20 protein-coding genes are annotated in these 23,854 nt (G+C 73.3%); 15 read left to right on the top strand and 5 right to left on the bottom strand.

Annotated elements, in window-relative coordinates; genetic code table 11:
* Window positions 1-19: 19 nt before the first annotated feature.
* Entirely contained in the window at window positions 20-1,654 is a 1,635-nt protein-coding gene (locus ACGFMM_RS07325; RefSeq protein ID WP_393643996.1) for a penicillin-binding transpeptidase domain-containing protein, read from the bottom strand.
* Between the two features lie 118 nt (window positions 1,655-1,772).
* Window positions 1,773-3,503 (bottom strand): dolichyl-phosphate-mannose--protein mannosyltransferase, encoded by a 1,731-nt coding sequence (locus tag ACGFMM_RS07320; RefSeq protein ID WP_393643994.1) that lies wholly within the window; start codon window positions 3,501-3,503, stop codon window positions 1,773-1,775.
* Window positions 3,504-3,555: 52 nt separating this feature from the next.
* On the opposite strand from ACGFMM_RS07320, the gene rsmI reads away from it, so the two are divergent.
* The 6 genes from rsmI to ACGFMM_RS07290 all read left to right on the top strand — a co-directional run bounded on the left by rsmI (window position 3,556) and on the right by ACGFMM_RS07290 (window position 9,152).
* Window positions 3,556-4,443, top strand: a complete 888-nt coding sequence (gene rsmI / locus ACGFMM_RS07315) for a 16S rRNA (cytidine(1402)-2'-O)-methyltransferase (protein ID WP_393643992.1) — start codon at window positions 3,556-3,558, stop codon at window positions 4,441-4,443.
* 133 nt (window positions 4,444-4,576) lie between these two features.
* Window positions 4,577-4,969, top strand: coding sequence for a hypothetical protein (locus ACGFMM_RS07310; RefSeq protein ID WP_393643990.1), 393 nt, complete (start codon window positions 4,577-4,579; stop codon window positions 4,967-4,969).
* Window positions 4,970-5,008: 39 nt separating this feature from the next.
* Window positions 5,009-5,878, top strand: a complete 870-nt coding sequence (locus ACGFMM_RS07305; RefSeq protein WP_393643989.1) for a TatD family hydrolase — start codon at window positions 5,009-5,011, stop codon at window positions 5,876-5,878.
* A gap of 104 nt (window positions 5,879-5,982) precedes the next feature.
* Window positions 5,983-7,293 carry a ubiquitin-like domain-containing protein gene (locus ACGFMM_RS07300; RefSeq protein ID WP_393643987.1) on the top strand — a complete coding sequence of 437 codons (1,311 nt, stop codon included), beginning with the start codon at window positions 5,983-5,985 and terminating at the stop codon, window positions 7,291-7,293.
* Between the two features lie 16 nt (window positions 7,294-7,309).
* Entirely contained in the window at window positions 7,310-8,197 is an 888-nt protein-coding gene (gene rsmA, locus ACGFMM_RS07295) for a 16S rRNA (adenine(1518)-N(6)/adenine(1519)-N(6))-dimethyltransferase RsmA (RefSeq protein ID WP_393643986.1), read from the top strand.
* 25 nt (window positions 8,198-8,222) lie between these two features.
* A complete protein-coding gene (locus ACGFMM_RS07290) occupies window positions 8,223-9,152 on the top strand; it encodes a 4-(cytidine 5'-diphospho)-2-C-methyl-D-erythritol kinase (RefSeq protein ID WP_393643984.1) in 930 nt (309 codons plus the stop codon).
* Window positions 9,153-9,156: 4 nt separating this feature from the next.
* Here the strand turns inward: ACGFMM_RS07290 and ACGFMM_RS07285 are convergent, their stop codons facing one another.
* On the bottom strand, window positions 9,157-10,236 hold the full coding sequence (locus ACGFMM_RS07285; protein WP_393643982.1) for a hypothetical protein: 1,080 nt from the start codon (window positions 10,234-10,236) through the stop codon (window positions 9,157-9,159).
* A complete protein-coding gene (locus ACGFMM_RS07280) occupies window positions 10,233-11,324 on the bottom strand; it encodes a hypothetical protein (RefSeq protein WP_393643981.1) in 1,092 nt (363 codons plus the stop codon). The genes ACGFMM_RS07285 and ACGFMM_RS07280 overlap by 4 nt, the downstream gene beginning before the upstream one ends.
* Before the next feature lie 106 nt (window positions 11,325-11,430).
* Between ACGFMM_RS07280 and ACGFMM_RS07275 the strand changes: the two genes are divergently transcribed.
* From ACGFMM_RS07275 to ACGFMM_RS07240, 8 genes are all read left to right on the top strand, one after another.
* Complete coding sequence (locus tag ACGFMM_RS07275; protein WP_393643979.1) at window positions 11,431-13,227, top strand: ABC-F family ATP-binding cassette domain-containing protein; 1,797 nt, start codon at window positions 11,431-11,433, stop codon at window positions 13,225-13,227.
* A 251-nt stretch (window positions 13,228-13,478) separates the two neighbouring features.
* Entirely contained in the window at window positions 13,479-15,317 is a 1,839-nt protein-coding gene (locus ACGFMM_RS07270) for a PQQ-binding-like beta-propeller repeat protein (protein WP_393643977.1), read from the top strand.
* Between the two features lie 13 nt (window positions 15,318-15,330).
* Entirely contained in the window at window positions 15,331-17,130 is a 1,800-nt protein-coding gene (locus tag ACGFMM_RS07265; protein ID WP_393643976.1) for a PQQ-binding-like beta-propeller repeat protein, read from the top strand.
* A 214-nt stretch (window positions 17,131-17,344) separates the two neighbouring features.
* The gene (locus ACGFMM_RS07260) at window positions 17,345-18,031 is read left to right on the top strand and encodes a response regulator transcription factor (RefSeq protein WP_393643974.1); all 687 of its coding nucleotides are present in this window, start codon (window positions 17,345-17,347) and stop codon (window positions 18,029-18,031) included.
* A gap of 159 nt (window positions 18,032-18,190) precedes the next feature.
* Window positions 18,191-19,231 carry a galactose-1-phosphate uridylyltransferase gene (galT, locus tag ACGFMM_RS07255; RefSeq protein ID WP_393643972.1) on the top strand — a complete coding sequence of 347 codons (1,041 nt, stop codon included), beginning with the start codon at window positions 18,191-18,193 and terminating at the stop codon, window positions 19,229-19,231.
* Window positions 19,228-20,202, top strand: coding sequence for a UDP-glucose 4-epimerase GalE (galE, locus tag ACGFMM_RS07250; protein WP_393643971.1), 975 nt, complete (start codon window positions 19,228-19,230; stop codon window positions 20,200-20,202). Before galT ends, galE begins: the two co-directional genes overlap by 4 nt.
* Window positions 20,199-21,371, top strand: coding sequence for a galactokinase (gene galK, locus ACGFMM_RS07245; protein ID WP_393643970.1), 1,173 nt, complete (start codon window positions 20,199-20,201; stop codon window positions 21,369-21,371). The genes galE and galK overlap by 4 nt, the downstream gene beginning before the upstream one ends.
* A gap of 259 nt (window positions 21,372-21,630) precedes the next feature.
* Window positions 21,631-22,392 carry a LuxR C-terminal-related transcriptional regulator gene (locus tag ACGFMM_RS07240; RefSeq protein ID WP_393644701.1) on the top strand — a complete coding sequence of 254 codons (762 nt, stop codon included), beginning with the start codon at window positions 21,631-21,633 and terminating at the stop codon, window positions 22,390-22,392.
* On the opposite strand, the gene ACGFMM_RS07235 is transcribed toward ACGFMM_RS07240, so the two are convergent.
* The gene (locus ACGFMM_RS07235; protein ID WP_393643968.1) at window positions 22,351-22,848 is read right to left on the bottom strand and encodes a MarR family winged helix-turn-helix transcriptional regulator; all 498 of its coding nucleotides are present in this window, start codon (window positions 22,846-22,848) and stop codon (window positions 22,351-22,353) included. The genes ACGFMM_RS07240 and ACGFMM_RS07235 overlap by 42 nt on opposite strands.
* Before the next feature lie 141 nt (window positions 22,849-22,989).
* Here ACGFMM_RS07235 and ACGFMM_RS07230 point away from each other — a divergent pair, with 141 nt between their 5' ends.
* Entirely contained in the window at window positions 22,990-23,811 is an 822-nt protein-coding gene (locus ACGFMM_RS07230) for a trans-aconitate 2-methyltransferase (protein ID WP_393643966.1), read from the top strand.
* The last annotated feature ends 43 nt before the right edge of the window (window positions 23,812-23,854 follow it).

Here is a 23,854-nt window from a genome sequence, read left to right as displayed (position 1 = left end):
CCGGCGGCGCCCGGCTCCGCTACCGCGCGTTGAGCACCTGCGCCACCACCGGGCCCGCCGCGTCGCCGCCGTGGCCGCCCGACTGGACGACCGCCGCGGCGGCGAGGTCGCCTGCGTAGGCGGTGAACCAGCTGTTGGAGGTCTCCTGGTCGTCGACCTCCGCCGAACCGGTCTTCGCGCCCTTGTCGCCGCTCACGCCCGCCATGGCCTGCGCGGCGGTGCCGCTGGTCGCCGTGCGCTTCATCATCGCGCGCAGCTGCTGCCCGACGGAGCCCGGCAGCGAGCGGGCGGCCTGGGCGATCGGCCGGTCGTCGAGGCTCTTGGGCACGATGATCGGCTGCTTGAACGTGCCGTGCTTCGCGGTGGCGGTGATGGACGCGATGTTGAGCACGTTCATCTGCACCGTGCCCTGCCCGATGTACTGCGCGGCCGCGGTGCCGCCGTCCGCCGCGGGGATCGAACCGTCGAAGGTCTGGACGCCGCTCTGCCAGTCGAGGCCGATGCCGAAGACGTCGGCGGCCTCCTTGCCGAGGGCCGCGTCGTCCTTGACGTCGTCGATCTTCTTGATGAAGGCGGTGTTGCAGGAACGGGCGAAGCTCTCGGCGAAGGTCTTCCCGTCGAGCCCGAAGTTCTTGAGGTTGTGGAAGCGGGTGCTGTAGTACACCGCCTCCTTGGGGCACTCGGCGACCCGGTCGGCGCCGACCAGCCCCTTCTCCAGGAGCAGCGCGGCGGTGACGATCTTCAGTGTGGAGCCGGGGGCCTGCTTGCCCAGGAAGGCGGTGTTGAAGCCGGCGGCGGGGCTGTTCGCGACGGCGCGGATCTCGCCGGTGGACGGCTTGACCGCGACGACCGAGGCCTGGCCGTACCGCTTCACCGCCTTCTCGGCGGCGGCCTGCACGTCCGCGTCGAGGGTGGTCTGCAGTTTGCCCGGCTCGCCCTTGCGCAGGGTGAGCAGGGTGCTGTCGGGGACGTTCGGCTCGCTCGACTCGAGGACCGTCTCGATGCCGGCCTTGCCGCCGGTCTTCGCGCCGTACTTGGTGCGCAGTTCGTCGATGACGGGGCCGAGCGAGGGGTACTTCTCCCGCGTCAGCTCACGGCCCGACCGGTCGACGGCCTTGATCTCGGCGGACTTCGCGGCGCCGGTGCGCAGGGTGGTCGTCTTGGTCAGACGCGGATGGATGACGGACGGCTGCCAGTCGACGAGGGGGCGGCCGGTGGACAGGCCGCGCACGACGGTGAGCTGGGAGGTGTACGTCCAGGGCTTCGAGATCCCCTCGAAGGTCACCGTGGCGTTCACCGTGAACGGCACCTTCGTGCCGACGGGCGCGCCGGGCGTGATGACGGCCTTCGACACGCCCGCGCCGGCCTTGTACCCGGCGACGACGGGCCCGGCGCCGACCGGATTGTTCGTCAACTGGGCGGCGTCCTCGGGCGATCCGGAGGCCCAGGCCTCCAGGAACTTCTTCGCGGTCTCGGTGACCTCGTCCGGCGTCACGGGCCCGGACTTCCGCTCCGCGGTCGCGGACGTGCCGCCCACCCCGTCGGACGCCCCTCCGCTGATGCCCTGCCAGAGGTTGTAACCCCCGTACCCGACCCCGCCCGCCACGACGACGAAGACGCCCCCGACGATCGCGACCTTCACTCCACTGCGCATCCCTGTGGTTCCCCTCCCCAGGAGCTCGCTTGAACACGTTCAAGCGATGGACAGGTGCACTCTACGTCACACGCGTGACACGAGGGACAGTTGTTATCTGAGTGGTATAGCCCACTCCCTACACCCAGGTGTCGAGCCACATCCGGTTGCGCCAGCCCTCCATGGGGATGGGCTGGCCCGTGTACAGGGGCCAGAAGTAGATGAAGTTCCAGATGATCAGGAGGACCAGGACGCCGGCGCCGACGGCGCCCAGGGTGCGGCGGCGTTCGGTGGAGCCCGGTGGGCCGATGATGGCGCCGATCATCATGGTGACCGCGAGGCACAGGAACGGGACGAAGACGACCGCGTAGAAGAGGAAGATCGTGCGCTCCTGGTAGAGGAACCAGGGGAGCCAGCCCGCCGCGATGCCGCAGGCGATCGCGCCCGCGCGCCAGTCGCGGCGGAAGAACCAGCGCCACAGCACGTACAGGACCGCGAAGCAGGCCGCCCACCACAGCAGCGGCGTGCCGAGCGCCAGGACCTCGCGGGCGCACTTCTCCGTCACGTCCGCCGGGCAGCCGTCCTTGCCGGGGGCCGGGTCCTCGTAGAAGTACGAGACCGGGCGGCCCAGCACGATCCAGCTCCACGGGTTCGACTGGTACGTGTGGCCGGACGTCAGGTTGACGTGGAAGTTGTAGACCTCCACCTCGTAGTGCCACAGGCTCCGCAGCCAGTCCGGCAGCCACGACCAGAACCCGCCGCCGGTCACCTTGTCCTGCTGCGCCGCCCAGTCGCGGAAGTAGCCCTTGTCGGAGGCGATCCAGCCCGTCCAGGAGGCGACGTAGGTGACCAGGGCCACCGGGACGACCGAGACGAACGCCGGGACCAGGTCCTTGCGCGCCACCGCCGCGAGCGGGCGCACCGCGCCCGCCGTCTTCCGCGCGCCCACGTCCCACAGGACCGTCAGCAGGCCGAACGCGGCCATGATGTACAGGCCGTTCCACTTCGTCGCGAACGCCAGGCCCAGCATCACCCCCGCGGCCAGCCGCCACGGCCGCCAGCCGAGCCGCAGGCCCTCCGCGACCGCCGCGTCCGGGCGCAGTACGCCCTCGTCGTCCTCGGGGAGCGCGGCCGCCAGCCGCCGCCGTGCCCAGTCCCGGTCGATCAGCAGACAGCCGAACGCGGCCACGACGAAGAACATCAGGACCTGGTCGAGGAGCGCCGTGCGGCTCATCACGAAGTGCAGGCCGTCCACCGCGAGCAGCGCGCCCGCCAGGCAGCCCAGGAACGTCGAGCGGAACAGCCGCCGCCCGATCCGGCACAGCATCAGGACCGACAGGGTGCCGAGCACCGCCACCATGAAGCGCCAGCCGAACGGCGTGAAGCCGAAGAACTGCTCGCCCAGGCCGATGACCCACTTGCCGACCGGCGGGTGCACCACGTACCCCGGCTCCACCGGCACCGTGACCGCGTCCGGGTTCGCCAGGATCGACTTGTCGACGTCCTTGGGCCAGGAGCCCTCGTAGCCCTGGTTGATCAGGGCCCAGGCGTCCTTCGCGTAGTACGTCTCGTCGAATATCACCGCCTTGGGGCTGCCCAGGTGCCAGAACCGCATCAGCCCGGCGACCAGCGCCACCAGCAGCGGACCGCCCCAGGCCGCCCAGCGGGTCGCCAGGTCCACCAGCCGCCGTGGCAGCCCGAGCACGGCGACCGCCGACGCGGACGGCTTCGTGTACGGCGGCACCAGCCGCTCCCGCAGCCCGGTCCGCGCCGGGGGCACGTAGCCGAACCGGCGCAGTCGTCGCTGCCACGAGGGCGGCTCCTGCCCGGCGTCCTGACCCTGCTGGGGGTGTGGTGCGGTACTGGTCACCGCGCCATCGTAGGGAACGCGCCTGTGCGAGTCGTCCGTCCGGGCTGGGAGGATGGCCCGTGTGACAGGAACGCTGGTACTCGCAGGCACCCCCATCGGCGACATCGCGGACGCCCCGCCCCGCCTCGCCGCCGAGCTGGAGCGCGCCGACATCGTCGCCGCCGAGGACACCCGGCGGCTGCGCGGTCTGACGCGTGCGCTCGGCGTGCACACCACCGGGCGCGTCGTCTCCTACTTCGAGGGCAACGAGTCCGCCCGTACGCCCGAACTGGTCGAGGCGCTGGCCGGCGGCGCCCGGGTGCTGCTGGTCACCGACGCCGGCATGCCGTCCGTCTCCGACCCGGGCTACCGGCTGGTCGCCGCCGCCGTCGAGCAGGACATCAAGGTCACCGCCGTGCCCGGCCCGTCGGCCGTGCTCACCGCGCTGGCGCTGTCCGGGCTGCCGGTGGACCGGTTCTGCTTCGAGGGCTTCCTGCCGCGCAAGGCGGGGGAGCGGCTGGGGCGGCTGCGGGAGGTCGCCGGGGAGCGCAGGACCCTCGTCTACTTCGAGGCGCCGCACCGGCTCGACGACACCCTCGCCGCGATGGCGGAGGTCTTCGGCGAGGACCGCCGCGCCGCCGTCTGCCGCGAGCTGACCAAGACGTACGAGGAGGTCAAGCGCGGTCCGCTGGGCGAGCTGGCCACCTGGGCGAAGGAGGGTGTGCGCGGCGAGATCACCGTCGTCGTCGAGGGCGCCCCGGAGACCGGACCGGCCGAGCTCGACGCGGAGGAGCTGGTGCGCAGGGTGCGGGTGCGCGAGGAGGCGGGGGAGCGGCGCAAGGAGGCGATCGCCGCCGTCGCCGCGGAGGCCGGCCTTCCCAAGCGCGAGGTGTTCGATGCGGTGGTGGCGGCAAAGAACGCGGATCGGCAGGCCCAGGATCCGGCCAAAGGACTAACCTGAGAAGCAAAGCCTCCGCCGCGTCGCGGACCGTTCCGGCAAGGGACGTCCCAAGGACGTTCCATGCTTTGCCCTCCGCTGATGCGCTCCGGCCGAAATGGGCGTCCACTGGTCAGTGGAGTGGAGAGGAGCTGGCATGAGCGAGATCACCGGCGCATCCGTCGGCCACGAGGAGTACTCCTTCGCCTGCGCACGCTGCGGATACGGCTGGGAGCAGGCGTACGACATCGAGCACCGCCTGGACGCCAACGGCCAGGAGTTCATCGTCTACCGCACCGAGGGCGCGCGGGTTCCCTCGCCGCTGTCCGACCTGGCGTGCCCCAACTGCGAGCGCCGCGGCGCCGTCCGGATCCTGCGCTCCGGGCAGGTGTCCACCGCGCTGCGGATGATGGACACCGAGCGCCCGCCGGCCCCCGCCCGCCCGAAGGCGGACGCCCCGCCCGCCCGTACCGGCGAGGCCCCGGGGCCCGTCCAGGAACACCACCGGCACCTCTCCGACCTGCTCCACCCCTTCCGCGACCGCAAGTGACCCCGTTCAGCCGCCAGGGCTGAACGTACGATCGGGGCCATGACCTCCAAGGACGCCCCGCCGCCGCTGCCCGAGCCCCTGCTGGTGCCGGTGGCGGACTCGCACACCCACCTGGACATGCAGAACGGCACCGTCGAGGAGGCCCTGGCGCGGGCCGCCGCCGTCGGGGTTACGACCGTGGTCCAGGTGGGCTGCGACGTGAAGGGCTCGCAGTGGGCCGCCGAGACGGCCGCCGCGCATCGGCAGGTCCACGCGGCCGTCGCGCTGCACCCCAACGAGGCCCCGCGGATCGTGCTCGGCGACCCCGACGGCTGGTCCCGGCAGGGGGCCCGCGAGGGCGGCGGGGACGCCGCGCTCGACGAGGCGCTGGCCGAGATCGACCGGCTCGCCGCGCTGCCCGAGGTCAAGGGCGTCGGCGAGACGGGCCTGGACTACTTCCGCACCGGCCCCGACGGCATGGCCGCCCAGGAGCGCTCCTTCCGCGCGCACATCGAGATCGCCAAGCGGCGCGGCAAGGCCCTGGTCATCCACGACCGCGAGGCGCACGCCGACGTGCTGCGGATCCTCGACGAGGAGGGCGCGCCGGAGCGCACCGTCTTCCACTGCTACTCCGGCGACGCCGCGATGGCGGAGATCTGCGCCGCCCACGGCTACTACATGTCCTTCGCCGGCAACGTCACCTTCAAGAACGCCCAGCCGCTGCGCGACGCCCTCGCCGCCGCCCCGCGGGAGCTGGTCCTGGTCGAGACCGACGCGCCGTTCCTCACGCCCGTGCCGTACCGGGGCCGGCCGAACGCGCCGTACCTGATCCCGCTCACCGTCCGGGCGATGGCCGAGGTCCGGGGCGAGGGCGTGGACGACCTGTGCGAGGCGCTCGCCGTGAACACCGCTCAGGCCTTCGATTACTGATCCCACACTGATCCGATTACTGATCATTACTGATCCATAACTCTGACGTTCCGTAGTCGCGCTGCTTTGGAGAGTGACCGGGACTCCGCTAGGGTCCCGGCCTCGTGAGCACCTCGCAGGGCAGTCACCGGGCCGGCCGCGGCGGCCGCCGCGCCGCGGCCGGCACGGTCGAGCCGCCGTCGGTCCCGCCGCCGGCGACCCCCTCGATCCACGAGTACGAGACCCAGCCCTACGGGTTCCAGGTCGCGCCGCCCGTCCCGCCGGCCGCCGGCGGCCGGGCCTCCGCGCGCCGGGCCGCCCGCCGCCGCCGGGCCGCCCCCGTCGGCGAGGGGCTGCGCCGGCTGGTGCCGCAGGCCCTGGTCGTCGCCTTCCTGGCCGGCGGCACCACGGCCTTCGTCGCGGACGACAAGGCCGTCCGGCTCAGCGTCGACGGCGTCCCGCGCACCCTGCACACCTTCGCCGACGACGTCGAGGAACTGCTCGCCGACGAGGGCCTGGCCACCGGCGCCCACGACCTCGTGGCCCCCGGCCGCGGCGCGGAGCTCGCCGACGGCGACGAGGTCGTCGTCCGGTACGGGAGGCCGGTGCGGCTCACCCTCGACGGGCAGCGCCGCCAGGTGTGGACCACCGCCCGCACGGTGGAGGGCGCGCTGCGCCAGCTCGGGGTGCGGGCCGAGGGCGCGTACCTCTCCGTCTCGCGCTCCGCCCCGATCGGGCGGGCCGGGCTCGCGCTCGACGTGCGCACCGAGCGCACCGTCACCCTGCTCGCCGACGGCCGCGAGCGGACCGTCCGGACCAACGCCGCCACGGTCCGCGAGGTCGTCGAGGAGGCCGGGATCACCCTCTCCGGCCAGGACACCACCTCAGTGCCGCCCGGCTCCTTCCCGCGCGACGGCCAGACGGTCGCCGTGCTGCGGATCACCGGCTCCCGGGAGGTCCGCGAGGAGACCGTCCCGTACGCGGTCGAGCGGGTCCGCGACCCGGAGCTGTTCGCCGGCACGGAGGTCGTCGACCGGCAGGGCGTGCAGGGCGTGCGCCGGGTCACGTACGCGCTGCGGACCGTCAACGGGGTCCGGCAGAAGCCGCGCCGGATCTCCGAGGAGCTGGTGCGCGCGCCGGTCGCCCAACGGGTCAAGGTCGGCACGAAACCGCTGCCCGGTTCGGTGGGCGGCGCGGACGGGCTGAACTGGGGCGCGCTGGCGCAGTGCGAGTCCGGCGGCCGGCCGCAGGCGGTCGACCCGTCGGGGACGTACGGCGGGCTCTACCAGTTCGACCCGGGCACCTGGCGCTCCCTCGGCGGCAGCGGCGTCGCACAGGAGGCGCCCGCGGCGGAACAGACGTACCGGGCGAAGAAGCTGTACGTGCAGCGGGGCGCGAGCCCGTGGCCGCACTGCGGCAGGAGGCTGTACCGGTGACCCGTACGCTGTACCGGTGAGCACCACCGATCCCGCCGACTCCGCCGACGTCCTGCTCGGCCCCGCCGACATCCGTGAACTGGCCGCGGCGCTGGGCGTACGCCCCACCAAGCAGCGCGGCCAGAACTTCGTCATCGACGCCAACACGGTCCGGCGGATCGTCCGCACGGCCGGGGTGCGCCCCGACGACGTGGTCGTGGAGGTGGGCCCGGGCCTCGGGTCCCTCACCCTGGCCCTCCTGGAGGCCGCCGACCGGGTGACGGCCGTCGAGATCGACGACGTGCTCGCCGGGGCGCTGCCGTCGACGATCGCGGCCCGCCTGCCGCAGAAGCAGGACCGCTTCGCGCTGGTCCACTCCGACGCCATGCAGGTGCAGGAGCTGCCCGGCCCCGCGCCGACGGCGCTGGTGGCCAACCTGCCGTACAACGTGGCCGTGCCGGTGCTGCTGCACATGCTGGACCGCTTCCCGAGCATCGAGCGGACACTCGTGATGGTGCAGGCGGAGGTCGCCGACCGGCTCGCCGCCGGGCCCGGCAACAAGGTGTACGGCGTGCCGTCGGTGAAGGCCAATTGGTACGCCGAGGTGAAGCGGGCCGGTGCGATCGGCCGCAACGTCTTCTGGCCCGCCCCGAACGTGGACTCCGGCCTGGTCTCCCTGGTCCGGCGGACCGAGCCGCTCGCCACCAGCGCGTCCAAGAACGAGGTCTTCGCGGTCGTGGACGCGGCCTTCGCGCAGCGCCGCAAGACGCTGCGGGCCGCGCTGGCCGGCTGGGCCGGCTCGCCGGCCGCCGCGGAGGAGGCCCTGCTGAAGGCCGGGATCTCGCCGCAGGCGCGCGGCGAGGCGCTGACGGTCGAGGAGTTCGCACGGATCGCGGAGAACCGGCCGGGCGCCGGGGAGCGCTGACGATGGACGCGGGGGAGCGCTGACGATGGAGGAGAGCGCAGGCATGGCGGAGCAGCAGCGCGGGAGCGTCACCGTACGCGTGCCCGCGAAGGTGAACGTCCAGCTGGCGGTGGGCGGGGCGCGGCCGGACGGCTTCCACGACCTGGCCAGCGTCTTCCTGGCGGTCTCGCTGTTCGACGAGGTGACGGTCCGTCCGGCGGACGGACTGCGAATCACCTGCTCGGGCCCCGACGCGGACCAGGTGCCGCTGGACCGGACGAACCTGGCGGCGCGGGCCGCCGAACTGCTGGCGGCCCGGCACGGCATCGCGCCGGACGTGCACATCCACATCGCCAAGGACATCCCCGTCGCCGGCGGCATGGCCGGCGGCAGCGCGGACGGCGCGGGCGCGCTGCTGGCCTGCGACGCGCTGTGGGGCCTGAACTCCTCGCGCGCCGAACTCCTGGAGATCTGCGCCGAACTCGGCAGCGACGTGCCGTTCAGCCTCGCCGGCGGGGCGGCGCTCGGCATCGGCCGCGGGGAGCAGCTGACGGAGCTGCCCGCGGGCGGCCCCTTCCACTGGGTGTTCGCGGTCGCCGACGGCGGTCTGTCGACCCCGGCGGTCTACCGCGAGTTCGACCGCCTCAACGAGGGCGTCGACGTCCCCGAGCCCGCCGCCTCGACGGCGCTCCTGGAGGCGCTGCGCACCGGCGACGTCACCGCGCTCGCGGCCGCCCTCGGCAACGACCTGCAGCCCGCGGCGCTGTCCCTGCGGCCCTCGCTCGCGGCCACCCTGGAGACCGGCATGCAGGCGGGCGCGCTGGCGGCGCTGGTCTCGGGCTCGGGCCCGACGACGGCGTTCCTGACGAAGGACGAGGACGGGGCGCAGGCGGTCGCCGCGGCGCTCACCGCCTCCGGCACCTGCCGCGCCGCCCGCGTCACGACCTCCCCGGCCCCGGGCGCGACGGTCGTCTGACCGGTCAGGCCCCCGGCCGCGCGCAGCCGTGGGCCTTCGCCGACGCCGCCGCGAAGCGGTCGAGCGCCGCGCGCAGGCCCGGGTGGTCCAGGGCCGGGCCGGTGGCTTCGCCGCCGGTGCGGCCGACCGTCATGGGGACGATCTCGTAGACCGCGCGGGCGTCGGTGCCGGGGCACTGAGCCCTGCGGAAGTAGCGGCCGTCCTCGCGGTCGCCCTCCTCGCGCGCCGCGTCGCGGGCGTCGAAGCGGCGCAGGCCCGGGAACGGGCCGTAGGACGCGCGCAGCTCGTACAGCGGGGCGCCCTGCAGACCGCCGAGGGCGCAGGACTCCACCGGCTTCGGGCCGGGGGCGGACTCGACCGCCGTACGGACGCCCCAGCGGGCCGCCGTCGCCGCGTCGAGGACGCCCGCGCAGGGCCCGGAGACCGCGGCGAACGGCTTGTGGTCCCAGGAGGTCACCGAGACCCCCGGGTCGCCGGCCGGGCCGCCGAGCTTCGCCGCGCAGCCGGTGCGCTCCGCGTACGACGCCGCCGTGCCCGTCAGCACCTGTGTGAGCCGCGTCCGGGCCTCGGCCGTGGTGAAGTCGCCGTGCTCCAGGCGGGCGCGCACCGCCGCGACCAGTCCGTCGCCGGGCTTCTCGCCGCAGTCGAGCAGCACCACCGCGGTCGCCTCGCCGCGGTCGTCCTCGTCGCCGTCGGGGGAGAAGGCGAAGCCGCCGGTCCAGCCGTGACCGAGCGGCGCGTCGCGGCCGTCGGCGTCGACCGCGCTGGCCCGGTCGTCCGCGCGCTGCACGGACAGCCGCAGCCGTGCGACGCCGTCCTCCTCGTCGTCGACCTCGTTCACCACGCACTGCCAGCCGCCGCCGTCGGCCTCGCTCTCGGCGGTGACCTCGGTCCCGCCGAGCAGCGCCCGCAGCGCCCCGGCCGGCAGATCGCCGTCGCAGGCCGAGTCCAGGGCGAGGTCGTGCCGCCAGGCGTCGTACCCGCCGGACAGCCAGAACAGCCCGCCCGCGACGGCCACCGCCCCCGCCGTCCACGCAGCCGTCGCCCGCACCCGCCGGCGCCGCCAGAACGTCTCCCCGCTCACCGCGTCCACACCTTCCCCAGCCGCTTCGTCCCGCGGCAGTCCTTCGACGCGGCCAGATACCGGTCGAGCAGTCGCTCCGCGCGCGTGTCCAGGCCCGCCCGCTGCGGGCCCGAGACGCTCACGCGGTGCAGCGCTGGGCCCTGGGCGCAGACCGACTCCGCCCAGGCGGCCGCCTCGTGGACGCGCTGCCCCTTGCGCGGGGCCCGCTCGCGGTCCAGCCGCGCCAGTTCCGCGCCGTACTCGATGCGGGCCTCCGGCAGGGCCGCACCCCACCAGGTCGCGGACGACACCGACACCCCCTGGCCGTCGGCGCGGGTGAACGTCAGCAGGCAGCCCCGCCCCCAGGGCGGGTTCCCGCCGCGCGCCGCCCCGCTCTCCGCGGGGCGCGCCTTCGCGTCGGGGCCGAGGTCCTCGGCGCGGAACCAGCGGCAGGTTGCGGGCGGCGCGTCGTCGTCCGGGGCGTCGTCCCGCCCGCGCGGGCCGGGCTTCACGTCCTCGTACGTCACCGGGCGCCCGCCGCAGCCGTGCTTCCCGCGCAGGTCCTCGGCGAGCGCCGCGACCGCCGTGGCCAGCTCCGCGCCCGCGTCGGGGCCGTCGTACAGCGAGCCGTGCACCCGGAAGGAGGTGACCGGCCGGGGGTAGCCGGGCAGGCCCTTCGGGCAGCCGACGGTCACCTGCGCGTCGGCCTCCTCGTACGCCTCCGCCCACTCCGGGGCGTCCTCGTACGGGGAGTCGCCGGTGACGTGGTCGACCGAGACGCCCTCCAGCGGCGGGTCGAGCACCGGCGCCGCGGCGACCCGCAGCGTCGCGTCGTCCTCGTCCTCCCCGGTGACGGTGCAGCTCATCAGGGAGCGCGGCCCCGGACCGGTCCGCAGCTCCCACCGGGAGTCCGCCGGCAGCAGCCCGCGCAGCAGCTCAGCCGGCAGCACCCCGCCGCAGGCCCGCGCGAGCACGGCCTCGTTGTGGTCGTCCGCCCGCTCGGAGCGGACCACGAGGTACCCGGCGGTCAGCGCCGCCAGCAGCGCCACGGCCGTCGCCTGCGGCAACCAGCGATGGCGACGGAACCGCCCCCACACCGAGTCGGACATCCCCGCTCCCGTATTCGTACGCGTCTCGAACGATCACCGCACGCTATCCCACCCCGTACGGCGTCTACCCTTGGACGTCGATCGATCCCCCGGTACAGGAGTCAAGGTGGCCGTCAACCTGGTCAATGTCGAGGCAGTCAGCAAGGTGTACGGCACCCGTGCCCTGCTCGACGGCGTGTCCCTCGGCGTCTCCGAGGGGGACCGGATCGGCGTGGTCGGCCGCAACGGCGACGGCAAGACCACCCTGATCCGGATGCTGGCGAAGCTGGAGGAGGCCGACACCGGCCGCGTCACGCACAGCGGCGGGCTGCGCCTCGGCGTGCTCACCCAGCACGACTCCCTCGACCCGAAGGCGACCATCCGCCACGAGGTCATCGGCGTGATGGCCGACCACGAGTGGGCCGGCAGCGCCAAGATCCGCGATGTGCTCACCGGACTGTTCGGGGGCCTCGACCTGCCCGGGTTCGACAAGGGCCTCGACACCGTCATCGGCCCGCTCTCCGGCGGCGAGCGCCGCCGTATCGCGCTCGCCAAGCTGCTCATCGAGGAGCAGGACCTGCTCGTCCTCGACGAGCCCACCAACCACCTCGACGTCGAGGGCATCGCCTGGCTCGCCGGCCACCTGCGCGAGCGCCGCTCCGCGCTCGTCTGCGTCACCCACGACCGCTGGTTCCTCGACCAGGTCTGCACCCGCATGTGGGACGTGCAGCGCGGCGCGGTCTACGAGTACGAGGGCGGCTACTCCGACTACGTCTTCGCCCGTGCCGAGCGCGAGCGCATCGCGGCCACGGAGGAGGTCAAGCGGCAGAACCTGGTCCGCAAGGAGCTGGCCTGGCTGCGCCGCGGCGCCCCGGCCCGCACCTCCAAGCCGCGCTTCCGTATCGAGGCCGCCAACGCGCTGATCGCCGACGTGCCGGAGCCCCGCGACAAGAGCGAGCTGATGAAGTTCGCGAACGCCCGGCTCGGCAGGACGGTGTTCGACCTGGAGAACGTGACCGTCACCGCCGGTCCGAAGGAACTGCTCAAGCACCTGACCTGGCAGCTCGGCCCGGGCGACCGCATCGGCCTGGTCGGCGTCAACGGCGCAGGCAAGACCTCGCTGCTGCGCGCCCTCGCCGACGCCGCCGTCACCCAGGGCGACATCCAGCCCGCCGCCGGCCGGATCGCCGTCGGCAAGACCGTACGGCTCGCCTACCTCTCGCAGGACGTCACCGAACTCCCCGCCGCACTGCGGGTCCTGGAGGCCGTGCAGCAGATCCGCGACCGGGTCGACCTCGGCAACGGCCGCGAGCTGACGGCGGGCCAGCTGTGCGAGCAGTTCGGCTTCGGCAAGGACAAGCAGTGGACGCCGGTCGGCGACCTCTCCGGCGGCGAACGGCGCCGGCTCCAGCTGCTCCGCCTGCTCATGGACGAGCCGAACGTGCTCTTCCTCGACGAGCCCACCAACGACCTCGACATCGAGACGCTGACCCAGCTGGAGGACCTCCTCGACGGCTGGCCCGGCTCCATGGTCGTCATCTCCCACGACCGGTTCTTCCTCGAGCGCACCACCGACCGCACCTTCGCCCTGCTCGGCGACCGGACGCTGCGGATGTTGCCGCGCGGCATCGACGAGTACCTGGAGCGCCGGCAGAAGATGATCGAGGCCGCCGCGCCCGCCCCGGCCGCCGCCCCGGTCAAGGAGAAGTCCGCCGGTGACGCGCGCGCCGCGAAGAAGGAGCTGCAGAAGGTCGAGCGGCAGCTCGACAAGCTCTCCGAGAAGGAGAGCAAGCTGCACGCCCAGATCGCCGACCACGCCACGGATTTCGAGAAGGTGGCGAAGCTGGACGCCGAGCTGAGGGAACTGGCGGGCGAGCGCGAGGAGTTGGAGCTGCGCTGGCTGGAGCTCGCCGAGGACGCGTGACAATCGCGCGACAATAAGGCGTAGAGAAGGCGTGCAGACCCGGTAACAAGGGCATCACGGGCCGGTCCGCCCTTGGGAACAGGGCGGACCGGTCACTTTTGCGCCACCCTCCGGGTGGTAGAAAGAAAGCCCGCTCGACTCATCGCACTGTGCGCCATCCATGTCCGATTCGCTCCTTTCCGGCGGTACTTGACGCCGGAATCGCGGGGGAGGCCGGCCGGACAACGGACCGCATGAAGGGGGAAGCGCTGATGACTCAGCCGCCCAGCAACCAGCCGCAGGGCGGCTTCGGCGCGCCGCAGGACATGCCGCCGGCCCAGCCGCCCGCGCAGCCACCGATGCCGCCGGCCCAGCCGCCGCAGGCCCCGCCGGTTCCGCCGACGGCGCCTCAGCAGGCACCGCCGCAGGCCGGTTACGGCTATCCGCAGCAGCAGCCGCAAGCCGGCTACGGGTACCCGCAGCAGCAGCCGGGCCCGTACGGCCAGCAGCAGCCGGGTCCGTACGGCCAGCAGCCCGGCCCCTACGGCCAGCAGCAGCCCGGTCCGTACGGCCAGCAGCCGAACCCGTACGGCGGCTACCCGACGCAGCCCCAGTACCCCGGCCCCGGCATGCCCGGACAGCCGCCGTCCGGCAACAACCCCTTCAAGGGCAAGCCCGGCGTGATCATCGCCGCGGCGGCGGCCGCGCTGCTCGTCATCGGCGGCGGCGTCTGGTTCGCGGTCAGCGGCGACGACGAGGGCAAGCCGATCGCCAAGCCGACCGGCTCCCCGACCGCCTCCCCCACCGTCGACCAGGGCAACGGCGAAGGCGACGGCGGTGGCGGCCGCGACGCCGGCGACGACCTCAACGCCGGCCGCAAGCCCGGCGAGGCGAAGGTCAACTGGCTCCTCAAGAACAATGTCGACCTGCCCCGCAACGGCGGTGACGTGCACGGCCCGTGGATCGTCGGCGACACCGTCGTCAAGGGCATGTACAAGAGCGTCGCCGGCTTCGGCCTGTCCGACGGCAAGGAGAAGTGGAACGTTCCGCTTCCCTTCGAGATGTGCGCCGCGCCCCAGCAGGTCGCGTCCACCGGCCAGATCGTCATCGCCGTCAACGACAAGGCCGGCGACAAGGCCGACTGCCTGGTGCTGCAGCAGATCGACCTGAAGACCGGCAAGCCGGGCTGGAAGAAGACCCTGCCCAAGGGCAACGGCTTCGCCTCGCTGTCCGACATCACCCTCGCCATCAGCGGCAACACCGTCACCGCGGCCGGCACCAGCAACTCCTGGGGCTTCTCGGTCAGCGACGGCCGCCAGCTGTTCACCAGGCCGTCCGGCAACTGCAAGCCGTACGCCTACGCCGGCGGCAGCAAGCTGATCGCCGCCTACAGCTGCCGCACCAGCAACTACGAGATCAAGCAGGAACAGCTCAGCGAGGTCGATCCCGCGACGGGCAAGCCCAAGTGGACGTACAAGCTGAAGCCCGACTGGGAGATCGACAAGGTCTACTCGGTCGACCCGCTGGTCGTCTCCGCGCGGCAGGACGAAACCGACGACACCAAGGACAAGTGGGGCATCCAGGCGTTCAACGCCAACGGCACCCCGCGCGCCATGCTCAACGGCGGCGCCAACAAGTTCGCCCCGAGCTGCGGTGGCAGCTTCGTGATCTTCGGCAAGAACCTGCAGGGCTGCACCGGCATGGCCGCCGACGCCAACACCTTCTACATGGCGACGGCCGACAACACCAGCGGCCTGTCCCGCACCAACTCCGTGGTCGCCTTCGACCTCAACACGGGCAAGATCAAGTGGACCGCGCCCGCGCCCGCCGAGCGGACCGTGACTCCGCTGCAGATGCAGGGCGGCAACGTCCTGCTCTACATGGACGCGAAGTACGACAAGGGCGGCGCGCTCGCCACCCTCGCCCCGACCGGCGGCACGCCGAAGGTGATCCAGCAGCACCCGGCGTCCACGTCGGAGATCGAGAACGACTTCTACAGCCCGCGCTACGCGTACGCGAACAACACGTTCGTGATCGCCAGCGGACGCGTCAGCGCGCCCAACGACGCGGAGGAGAAGGAGACCAAGACGATGATGGCGTTCAGCAAGTGAGGCTCGCAGACCGATGACTCAGCCACCTCCCCCGCCGAACCAGCCTCCGGGCCCCCCGCAGGGCGGCTTCGGCGCTCCGCAGGATCCCCCTCCGGGCGGTTTCGGCGCGCCCCAGCAGCCGCAGGGGCAGCCGCAGTACGGCTACCCGCAGCAGCAGCCGCCCACGCAGCCGCAGGGCCAGCCCCAGGGCCAGCCCCAGTACGGCTACCCGCAGCAGCCGCCGACGCAGCCGCAGGGGCAGCCCCAGTACGGCTACCCCCAGCAGCCGCCCACGCAGCCGCAGGGCCAGCCGCAGTACGGCTATCCGACGCAGCCGCAGTACGGGTACCAGCCCACTCCGCCGAGCGGCGGCAAGAAGCTGAACACCCAGATGCAGATCATCATCGCCGCGGTGGTCGCGGTCGTCCTGATCATCGGCGGCGGCGTCTGGTACGCCTCCTCCGGCGACGACGACCCCGGCAACCAGGGCAAGGGCAGCGGCGGCCAGACCCAGGGCCAGACCGGCGGGAAGACCAAGTCCGCCCCCGACGGCCCCGGCAAGGAGAAGGTCCCGGGCAACACCCAGGCGAAGGTCTCCTTCCAGCTGCCGCACCCCAAGGTCGCCGACATCACCGACGTCGCCGGCTCCTGGTTGACCGAGAAGGCGTACGTGAAGACGGGCGTCAACTCGATCGTCGGCTACGACCCCGCCAAGGGCACCCCGATGTGGACGCTGGCGCTGCCCGGCCAGGTCTGTGCCACGTCCCGGCACACGACCGCGGACAACAAGACCGCGATCGTGTACGAGGCGGCCAAGCGGCTCCCGCCGCGCAACTACCAGCCGTGCACCGAGGTCGCGGTCGTCGACCTGCTCGCGGGCAAGCTGGTGTGGACGAAGTCGATCACCAGCGCCAGCTCCGGCGACGACAAGGTGGTGTTCAGCGAGGTCACGCTGGGCGGTGGCACGGTCGCGGCCGGCGGCACCGACGGCGGCGCCGCGTTCGACCTCGCCAACGGCGCCGTGCGCTGGAAGCCGGAGGCGAACGCGCAGAACTGCCGGGACCTGGGCTACGGCGGCGGCGCCGCCCTGGCCGTGGTCCGCCGTTGCGGCCCGTACGACAGCTCCACCGTGGTCATCCAGAACGTGAAGCCGGCCACGGGCGAGCCGATCTCGGAGTTCAAGATGCCGGCCGGCGTGAAGTACGCGTCGATCGTCTCCACCAAGCCGCTGGTCGTCGCGGCCGACGTCGGCGACACCGCCGGCGACGGCAGCGGCATCTCGGACTTCTTCTCCATCGACGAGTCCACCGGCAAGCTCAAGGTGAAGATCGCCGCGGACGCGGACCGGTTCGCCGCCCGCTGCCGCTCCACCGAGGTGGAGACCTGCACCAAGGTCGTGGTCGGCAACAACCGGCTCTACCTGCCCACCGAGGACCACGAGGGCGGGGGCGAGTACGGCGACACCAACGAGATCGTGTCCTTCGACCTCACCACGGGCAAGCCGACCAGCGACAAGGCCGACGCCGGCGACCGGTACTCGATGTACCCGCTGCGCATGGACGGCGGCAACCTGATCGCGTACAAGACGCCGCCGTACGACAAGGGCGGCCAGATCGTCTCCATCGACGGCGCCAGCTTCCAGCAGACCGTCCTGCTGGAGAACCCGTCCGACGAGGCGGTCCGGGACGCCGAGTCCAGCTTCTCCTCGGACTACGCGGAGATCCTGTACTCGAACGGCCGGATGTTCATCTCCGAGACGATGGTCTCCGAGCCGCGCAAGACGACGTACGACGACAAGGAGTACCTGATCGTCGCGTACGCCACGACCGGCTGACGGACGGCCGGCACCCCCGGCGCGGAACGCCACGGCCCGGCGCATCGGTTCACACCGGTGCGCCGGGCCGTTTGCGCGAGGCCCGGAAGGCGCAGAATTCGGCAGTCTGGGGGGCTTCTGGCACGTAAGGGACGCGCAAGGTCGAACAACCGTGTAGCTTGCCGGGTCAGGAGGGCCGGGGGGCCAGCTCCAGGGGGGAGTGGGGGTTTACGGGATGGGCGTTCGGCTCATGGTGGTCGACGACCACCGACTGCTGGCGGAGGCGTTGGCCTCTGCCCTGAAACTGCGCGGGCACCGGGTGCTCGCGGCGGCGGCGCCGGCTGCGGGCGCCGCCGAACTGGTGGTGGCCCGGGCGCCCGAGGTGTGCCTGCTCGGCACCGCCGCGCCCGCCGAGCCTGGGGCGTTCGAGCCGATCGTGCGGATCAAGCGGGAGCGGCCGCAGGTGGCCGTGGTGGTGCTCGGCCCGGTGCCGTCCCCGCGCGGGATCGCGGCCGCGTTCGCGGCCGGGGCGTCCGGCTATGTGCGGCACGACGAGCGCATCGAGGGCGTGGAGCGGGCGCTGCTCAAGGCCAGGGCGGGGGAGTCGGCGGTCGCGCCGCAGCTGCTGCAGGGCGCGTTCGCGGAGCTGCTGAACCCGTCGGAGCAGCCGGACGACGAGGGGCAGCGGCTGCTGCGGATGCTCACCCCGCGGGAGGTCGAGGTGCTGGTCCGGGTCGCGGAGGGGGAGGACACCCGGCTGATCGCCCGGGGCATGGCGATCGCGCCGAGCACGGCCCGGACGCATGTGCAGCGGGTGCTGATGAAGCTGGGCGTGGGCTCGCGCCTGGAGGCGGCGGCGCTGGCGGCGCGCAGCGGTCTGCTCGACCGGGCGCCGCGGCCGCGCGGGCCGGGGGAGGGCTGAGGCGGGGCGAGGACGGCTGAGCGGGGCAGTCCTTACCGCGTTGTCGAGTCGGGCGGAATGCAGGGGTTCGGGAGTCTCCCGGACCCCTTTCTGTTGACGTGTGTTGTTGGAATGTGGTTGGTTGCGTGTGTTCCTGTTCGATCCCCCGGAGGGTCTCCCGTGAAGAAGACCGTGACCACGCTCGCCGACGGGCGTGAGCTCATCTACTACGACACCGCGGACGACGCCGTCCGCGAGGCCGTCGACGAGCGCCCCCTCGACCCGCCCGCGTCCGGCTCCGAACTCCGCCGCGACCCCCTGCTCGGCGACACCGTCGCCATCGCCTCGCACCGCCAGGCCCGCACCTACCACCCCCCGGCCGACGAGTGCCCGCTCTGCCCCTCGGGCGACGGCCGGCACAGCGAGATCCCCTCCGGCGACTACGAGGTCGTCGTCTTCGAGAACCGCTTCCCCTCCCTCGCCGGGCCCACCGGCCGCTGCGAGGTCGTCTGCTTCACCGCCGACCACGACGCCTCCTTCGCCGACCTCAGCGAGGAACGCGCCGCGCTCGTCCTCGACGCCTGGACCGACCGCACCGCCGAACTCGCCGGACTCCCCCAGGTCCGCCAGGTCTACTGCTTCGAGAACCGGGGCGCCGAGATCGGCGTCACCCTCGGCCACCCGCACGGCCAGATCTACGCCCTGCCCTTCACCGCCCCCCGCACCGCCCTCATGCAGCGCCGCGCCGCCGAGCACCGGGCCGCCACCGGCCGCAACCTCTTCGACGACGTGCTGGCCCGCGAACAGGCCGGCGAGCGGGTGGTCCTGGCCGGCGAGCACTGGACCGCCTTCGTCCCGTACGCCGCCCACTGGCCGTACGAGGTGCACCTGTACCCGAACCGCCGGGTCCCCGACCTGCTCGCCCTCGACGAGGCGGCCCGCACAGAGTTCCCACAGATCTATCTGGAACTCTTGAGGCGCTTCGACCGGATCTTCGGCCCGGACGAACCGCCGACGCCGTACATCGCCGCCTGGCACCAGGCGCCGTTCGACGACGTCGCGCGGGAGGAGTTCGGGCTCCATCTCGAGCTTTTCACCGTCCGCCGGGCATCAGGCAAGCTGAAGTACCTCGCCGGGACGGAATCCGGTATGAGCGTGTTCATCAACGACGTGCCGCCGGAGGCCGCGGCCCGTCGACTGCGAGAGGTGGCGGGCAAGTGAGCAAGGCGAAATACCTGGTGACGGGCGGCGCGGGCTACGTGGGCGGCGTCGTCGCCGCACACCTCCTCGAGGACGGGCACGCGGTCACCGTCCTGGACGACCTCTCGACCGGCTTCGCCGAGAGCGTCCCGGCCGGGGCCGAGTTCATCGAGGGCCGCGTCCACGAAGCCGCCCGCTGGCTCGACGACTCCTACGACGCGGTGCTGCACTTCGCCGCCTTCTCGCAGGTCGGCGAGTCCATGCAGCAGCCGGAGAAGTACTACGCGAACAACATGGCCGGCTCCGAGGCGCTGCTCGCCGCCATGCGCGACGCCGGCGTGCGCCGGCTGGTGTTCTCCTCCACCGCCGCCGTCTACGGCGAGCCGGCCGTCACCCCGATCACCGAGTCCGCGCCCACGGTGCCGAGCAACCCGTACGGCTTCTCCAAGTTCGCCGTCGACCAGATGATCGCCGCCGACGCCCGGGCGTACGGCCTGGCCGCCTGCTCGCTGCGGTACTTCAACGTCGCCGGCGCGTACGGCGCGCAGGGCGAGCTCCACGACCCCGAGTCCCACCTGATCCCGCTGGTCCTCCAGGTCGCCCTCGGCCGCCGCGAGTCGATCTCCGTGTACGGCGACGACTACCCGACCCCCGACGGCACCTGCGTCCGCGACTACATCCATGTCGCCGACCTCGCCGAGGCCCATCTGCTGGCCCTCGGCGCGCTCACCCCCGGCGAGCACCTGATCTGCAACCTCGGCAACGGCAACGGCTTCTCCGTCCGCGAGGTCGTCGAGACCGTCCGCAAGGTCACCGGCCACCCGATCCCCGAGGTCGCCGCCGCGCGCCGGCCCGGCGACCCGGCCGTCCTCGTCGCCTCGTCCGAGGCCGCCCGCAAGCGGCTCGGCTGGGTCCCGTCCCGGCCCGACCTCGCCGACATCGTCGCCGACGCCTGGGAGTTCGCCCGACGGCGCGCACAGGAGGACGTGTGACGGCCGGGGCCGCGGCCGCGCGGCGCGTCGCCGAGGACTTCGCCGGACTGTACGGAGCCGTCCCGGACGGCCTGTGGGCGGCGCCCGGCCGGGTCAACCTGATCGGCGAGTACACCGACTTCAACGACGGCTTCGTGCTGCCGCTGGCGCTGCCGCACACCGCCGTCGCCGCCGTCTCCCGGCGCGACGACGGGCTGCTGCGGCTGCACTCGGCCGACCAGCCCGGCGGCGTCGTCGTCCTCGACGCGGCCGAGCTCGCGCCCGGCCAGGGCACCGGCTGGGCCGCGTACCCCGCCGGCGTCGTCTGGGCGCTGCGGGAGGCCGGGTACCCGGTCGGCGGCGTGGACGTGCACCTCGCCTCCACCGTGCCCACGGGCGCGGGCCTGTCCTCCTCGGCCGCCCTGGAGGTCGTCACCGCCCTCGCCCTGGACGAGCTGTACGGGCTCGGGCTCGGCCGTCCGCAGCTCGCCCGGATCGCCCAGCGCGCCGAGAACGCCTTCGTCGGCGTGCCCTGCGGGGTGATGGACCAGATGGCCTCCGCCTGCGCCGTCGAGGGGCACGCCCTGTTCCTCGACACCCGCGACCTGTCGTACCGCCAGGTGCCGTTCGACCTCGGCGCGTTCGGGCTGCGGCTGCTCGTCGTCGACACCCGCGTCAAGCACGCCCTCGGCGACGGCGCGTACGCGGAGCGGCGCGCCGGCTGCGAGGCCGGCGCGCGGGCGCTCGGCGTGCGCAGCCTGCGCGAGATCCCGTACGCGCAACTGTCCTCCGCCCTCGCCCGGCTGGACGACGACACCGTCCGCCGCTACGTGCGCCACGTGGTCTGTGACAACGAGCGGGTGCGCCGCACGATCGGGCTGCTCGACGCCGGCGAGGTCCGCGACGTCGGGCCGCTGCTCAGCGAGGGCCACGCCTCGCTCCGCGACGATCTGCGGGTGTCCTGCCCGGAGTTGGACCTCGCCGTCGAGGCCGCGAACGCGGCGGGGGCGCTGGGTGCGCGGATGACCGGCGGCGGTTTCGGCGGCTCCGTCGTCGTCCTCGCGGAGGAGTCCGGCCCCCGCGGCGCGGACGTGGTGGCCGCCGCGGTGTGCAAGGCGTTCGCCCGGGCCGGGGTCGGCGCGCCGGGGATCTTCGAGGCGCCTCCCTCGGCGGGCGCGCGCCGCCTGTGAGCCCCGCCCTCCCCAAGTACCACAGTGCGCCACGAGGTTGACCGACTTCCGCGAAACCTTCGCCGTCGGCGGCCCACACCCTTACTCTGATGCACAGCACCGGTGGGGGCCGGTGCTGATCAGGGGGCGAGAACCGTCGGGTACGACGCCCGGGGCGGGGTAACAGTCACAGCACGGCGGCGGCCGTGCGTTGTGTGACGGACCCGCCCCCGGCGTCGTGCCCGCGCCGGTCTTGGTTCCTCGACACTTGGGGGTGTCCGTGGTCCGTATCCGGGTCCTGGTGGTGGACGACCACCGCATCTTCGCCGAGTCGCTGGCCGCGGCCCTCGCGGCGGAGCACGACGTCGACGTCGCCGCCGCGGGAAGCGGCCCGGCGGCACTGCGCTGCATGGACCGGGCGGCCGCCGAGGGCCGCCGGTTCGACGTGCTGCTCGTCGACGCCGACCTCGGCGTCGCGGCCGCGCCGGCGGTGGCGCGCGCCGTGCCCGACGACGCCGAGGCGGTGGTCGACGGGATCTCGCTGGTGGGCGGGGTGCGTTCGGCGCAGCCCGCGGTGCGCACGGTCGTGCTCGCCGAGAAGGACGATCCGCGCCGGGCCGCGCTCGCGCTGCAGGCCGGGGCCTCCGGCTGGGTCGCCAAGGACTGTTCGCTGCAGCGGCTGCTCGCGGTCATCCGCGGTGTGCTGCGCGACGAGACGCATCTGCCGCCGGCGCTGCTCACCGGCGTGCTGCGGGAACTGACGGCGGCTCGCAAGCACCGCACCGAGAGCGAGCAGCTGGTGGAGTCGCTGACCCCGCGGGAGCGGGAGGTGCTGCGCTGCATGGTGGCGGGCCTGGGCCGCAAGGCGGTCGCCGAGCGGCTGTTCCTGTCCCCGCACACCGTCCGCACCCATATGCAGAACGTGCTGGGCAAGCTGGGCGTGCACTCCACGCTCGCGGCGGTGGCGCTGGCCCGACGGGCGGGCGTCGGACCGGCCGAGCTAGCCGGGGACGTTGTCGAACGGGGCGGTCAGCTGGCGTAGCAGACCGGCCAGTTCGCCGCGCTGGGTGCGGGAGAGCTGGGCGAGGATCGCGCGCTCCTGCGCCAGCAGTCCGGCCAGTGCCTCGTCCGCCCGGTCGCGGCCCTCGGCGGTCAGTCGGACGAGTACGCCGCGCCGGTCGCTGGGGTCCGGAAGCCGTTCGACGAGGCCCTTCTTGGCGAGCCGGTCGATGCGGTTGGTCATCGTGCCCGAGGTGACCAGCGTCTGGGTGAGCAGCTGGCCGGGGGAGAGCTGGTACGGGGAGCCGGCCCGGCGCAGCGACGTGAGGACGTCGAACTCCCAGGGCTCCAGGTTGTGCTCGGAGAAGGCGAGCCGACGGGCACGGTCGAGATGGCGGGCGAGCCGCGAGACGCGGCTGAGCACCTCGAGCGGTTCCACGTCGAGGTCCGGGCGCTCGCGGCGCCATGCAGCGACCAGACGGTCGACCTCGTCCTCCATGACGATCAGTGTAGAGGGTCTGTTGACATAAAGTCTCTTGATGTCGAGATACTTTCGGGGGACCATGGGCGAAACCGATGGGCAGGAACCGGCCCGGCGGAACCATCCGCCCGGCGCGCCCTGCCGGCCAGGAGGCAGCCCATGCATTCGGCACCCACGTGGGACCCGCAGCAGTACCTCCGCCACTCCGGGCACCGCACCCGCCCCTTCCTCGACCTGCTCGCCCGCGTCCCCGACCTGCCCGACACCGGCCGCCCCGCCCGCATCGCCGACCTCGGCTGCGGCGCGGGCAACGTGACCGCCCTGCTCGCCGCCCGCTGGCCCGACGCACTGATCACCGGCTTCGACAACTCGCCCGAGATGCTGACGCGCGCCGGCAAGGACCACGCGGGTCCCACCCCCGGCGGCGGCCGGCTCGACTTCCGGGCCGCCGACCTCACGGACTGGACACCCGACGAGCCGTACGACCTGATCGTCTCCAACGCCGCCCTCCAGTGGGCGCCCGGCCACGCCGACTCCTTCGCCGGCTGGCTCGGCGCCCTCGCCCCCGGCGGCGTGTTCGCCTTCCAGGTCCCCGGCAACTTCACCGCGCCCAGCCACACCCTGCTGCGCGAACTGTGCGCCCGCCCCGAGTGGCAGGACCGCCTCGGCGACGTCCTGCGCGGCCCCGCGCCCGTCCTGGAACCCGCCGAGTACCTCACCCGCCTCCTCGGCCTCGGCTGCACCGCCGACGTCTGGGAGACCACCTACCTCCAGCTGCTCACCGGCGAGGACCCCGTCCTCGACTGGGTCAAGGGCACCGCCCTGCGGCCCGTGCTCACCGCCCTCGGCGACGACCCCGAGGCCTCCGGTGCCTTCCTCGGCCGGTACCGCGACCTGCTCCGCGCCGCCTACCCGCCCGGCCCGCACGGCACCGTGTTCCCGTTCCGCCGCCTCTTCGCCGTCGCCCGCCGGACCGGCTGACCCCCGTACGACGAACCTGACCCGCGTACGACGAAAGGGCCGC

The sequence above is a fragment of the Streptomyces sp. NPDC048604 genome (assembly GCF_043199435.1).
Lineage (GTDB): Bacteria > Actinomycetota > Actinomycetes > Streptomycetales > Streptomycetaceae > Streptomyces.
Note: the sequence above shows the minus strand (reverse complement) of the source record. Positions and strands in the feature narration are given on the sequence as shown.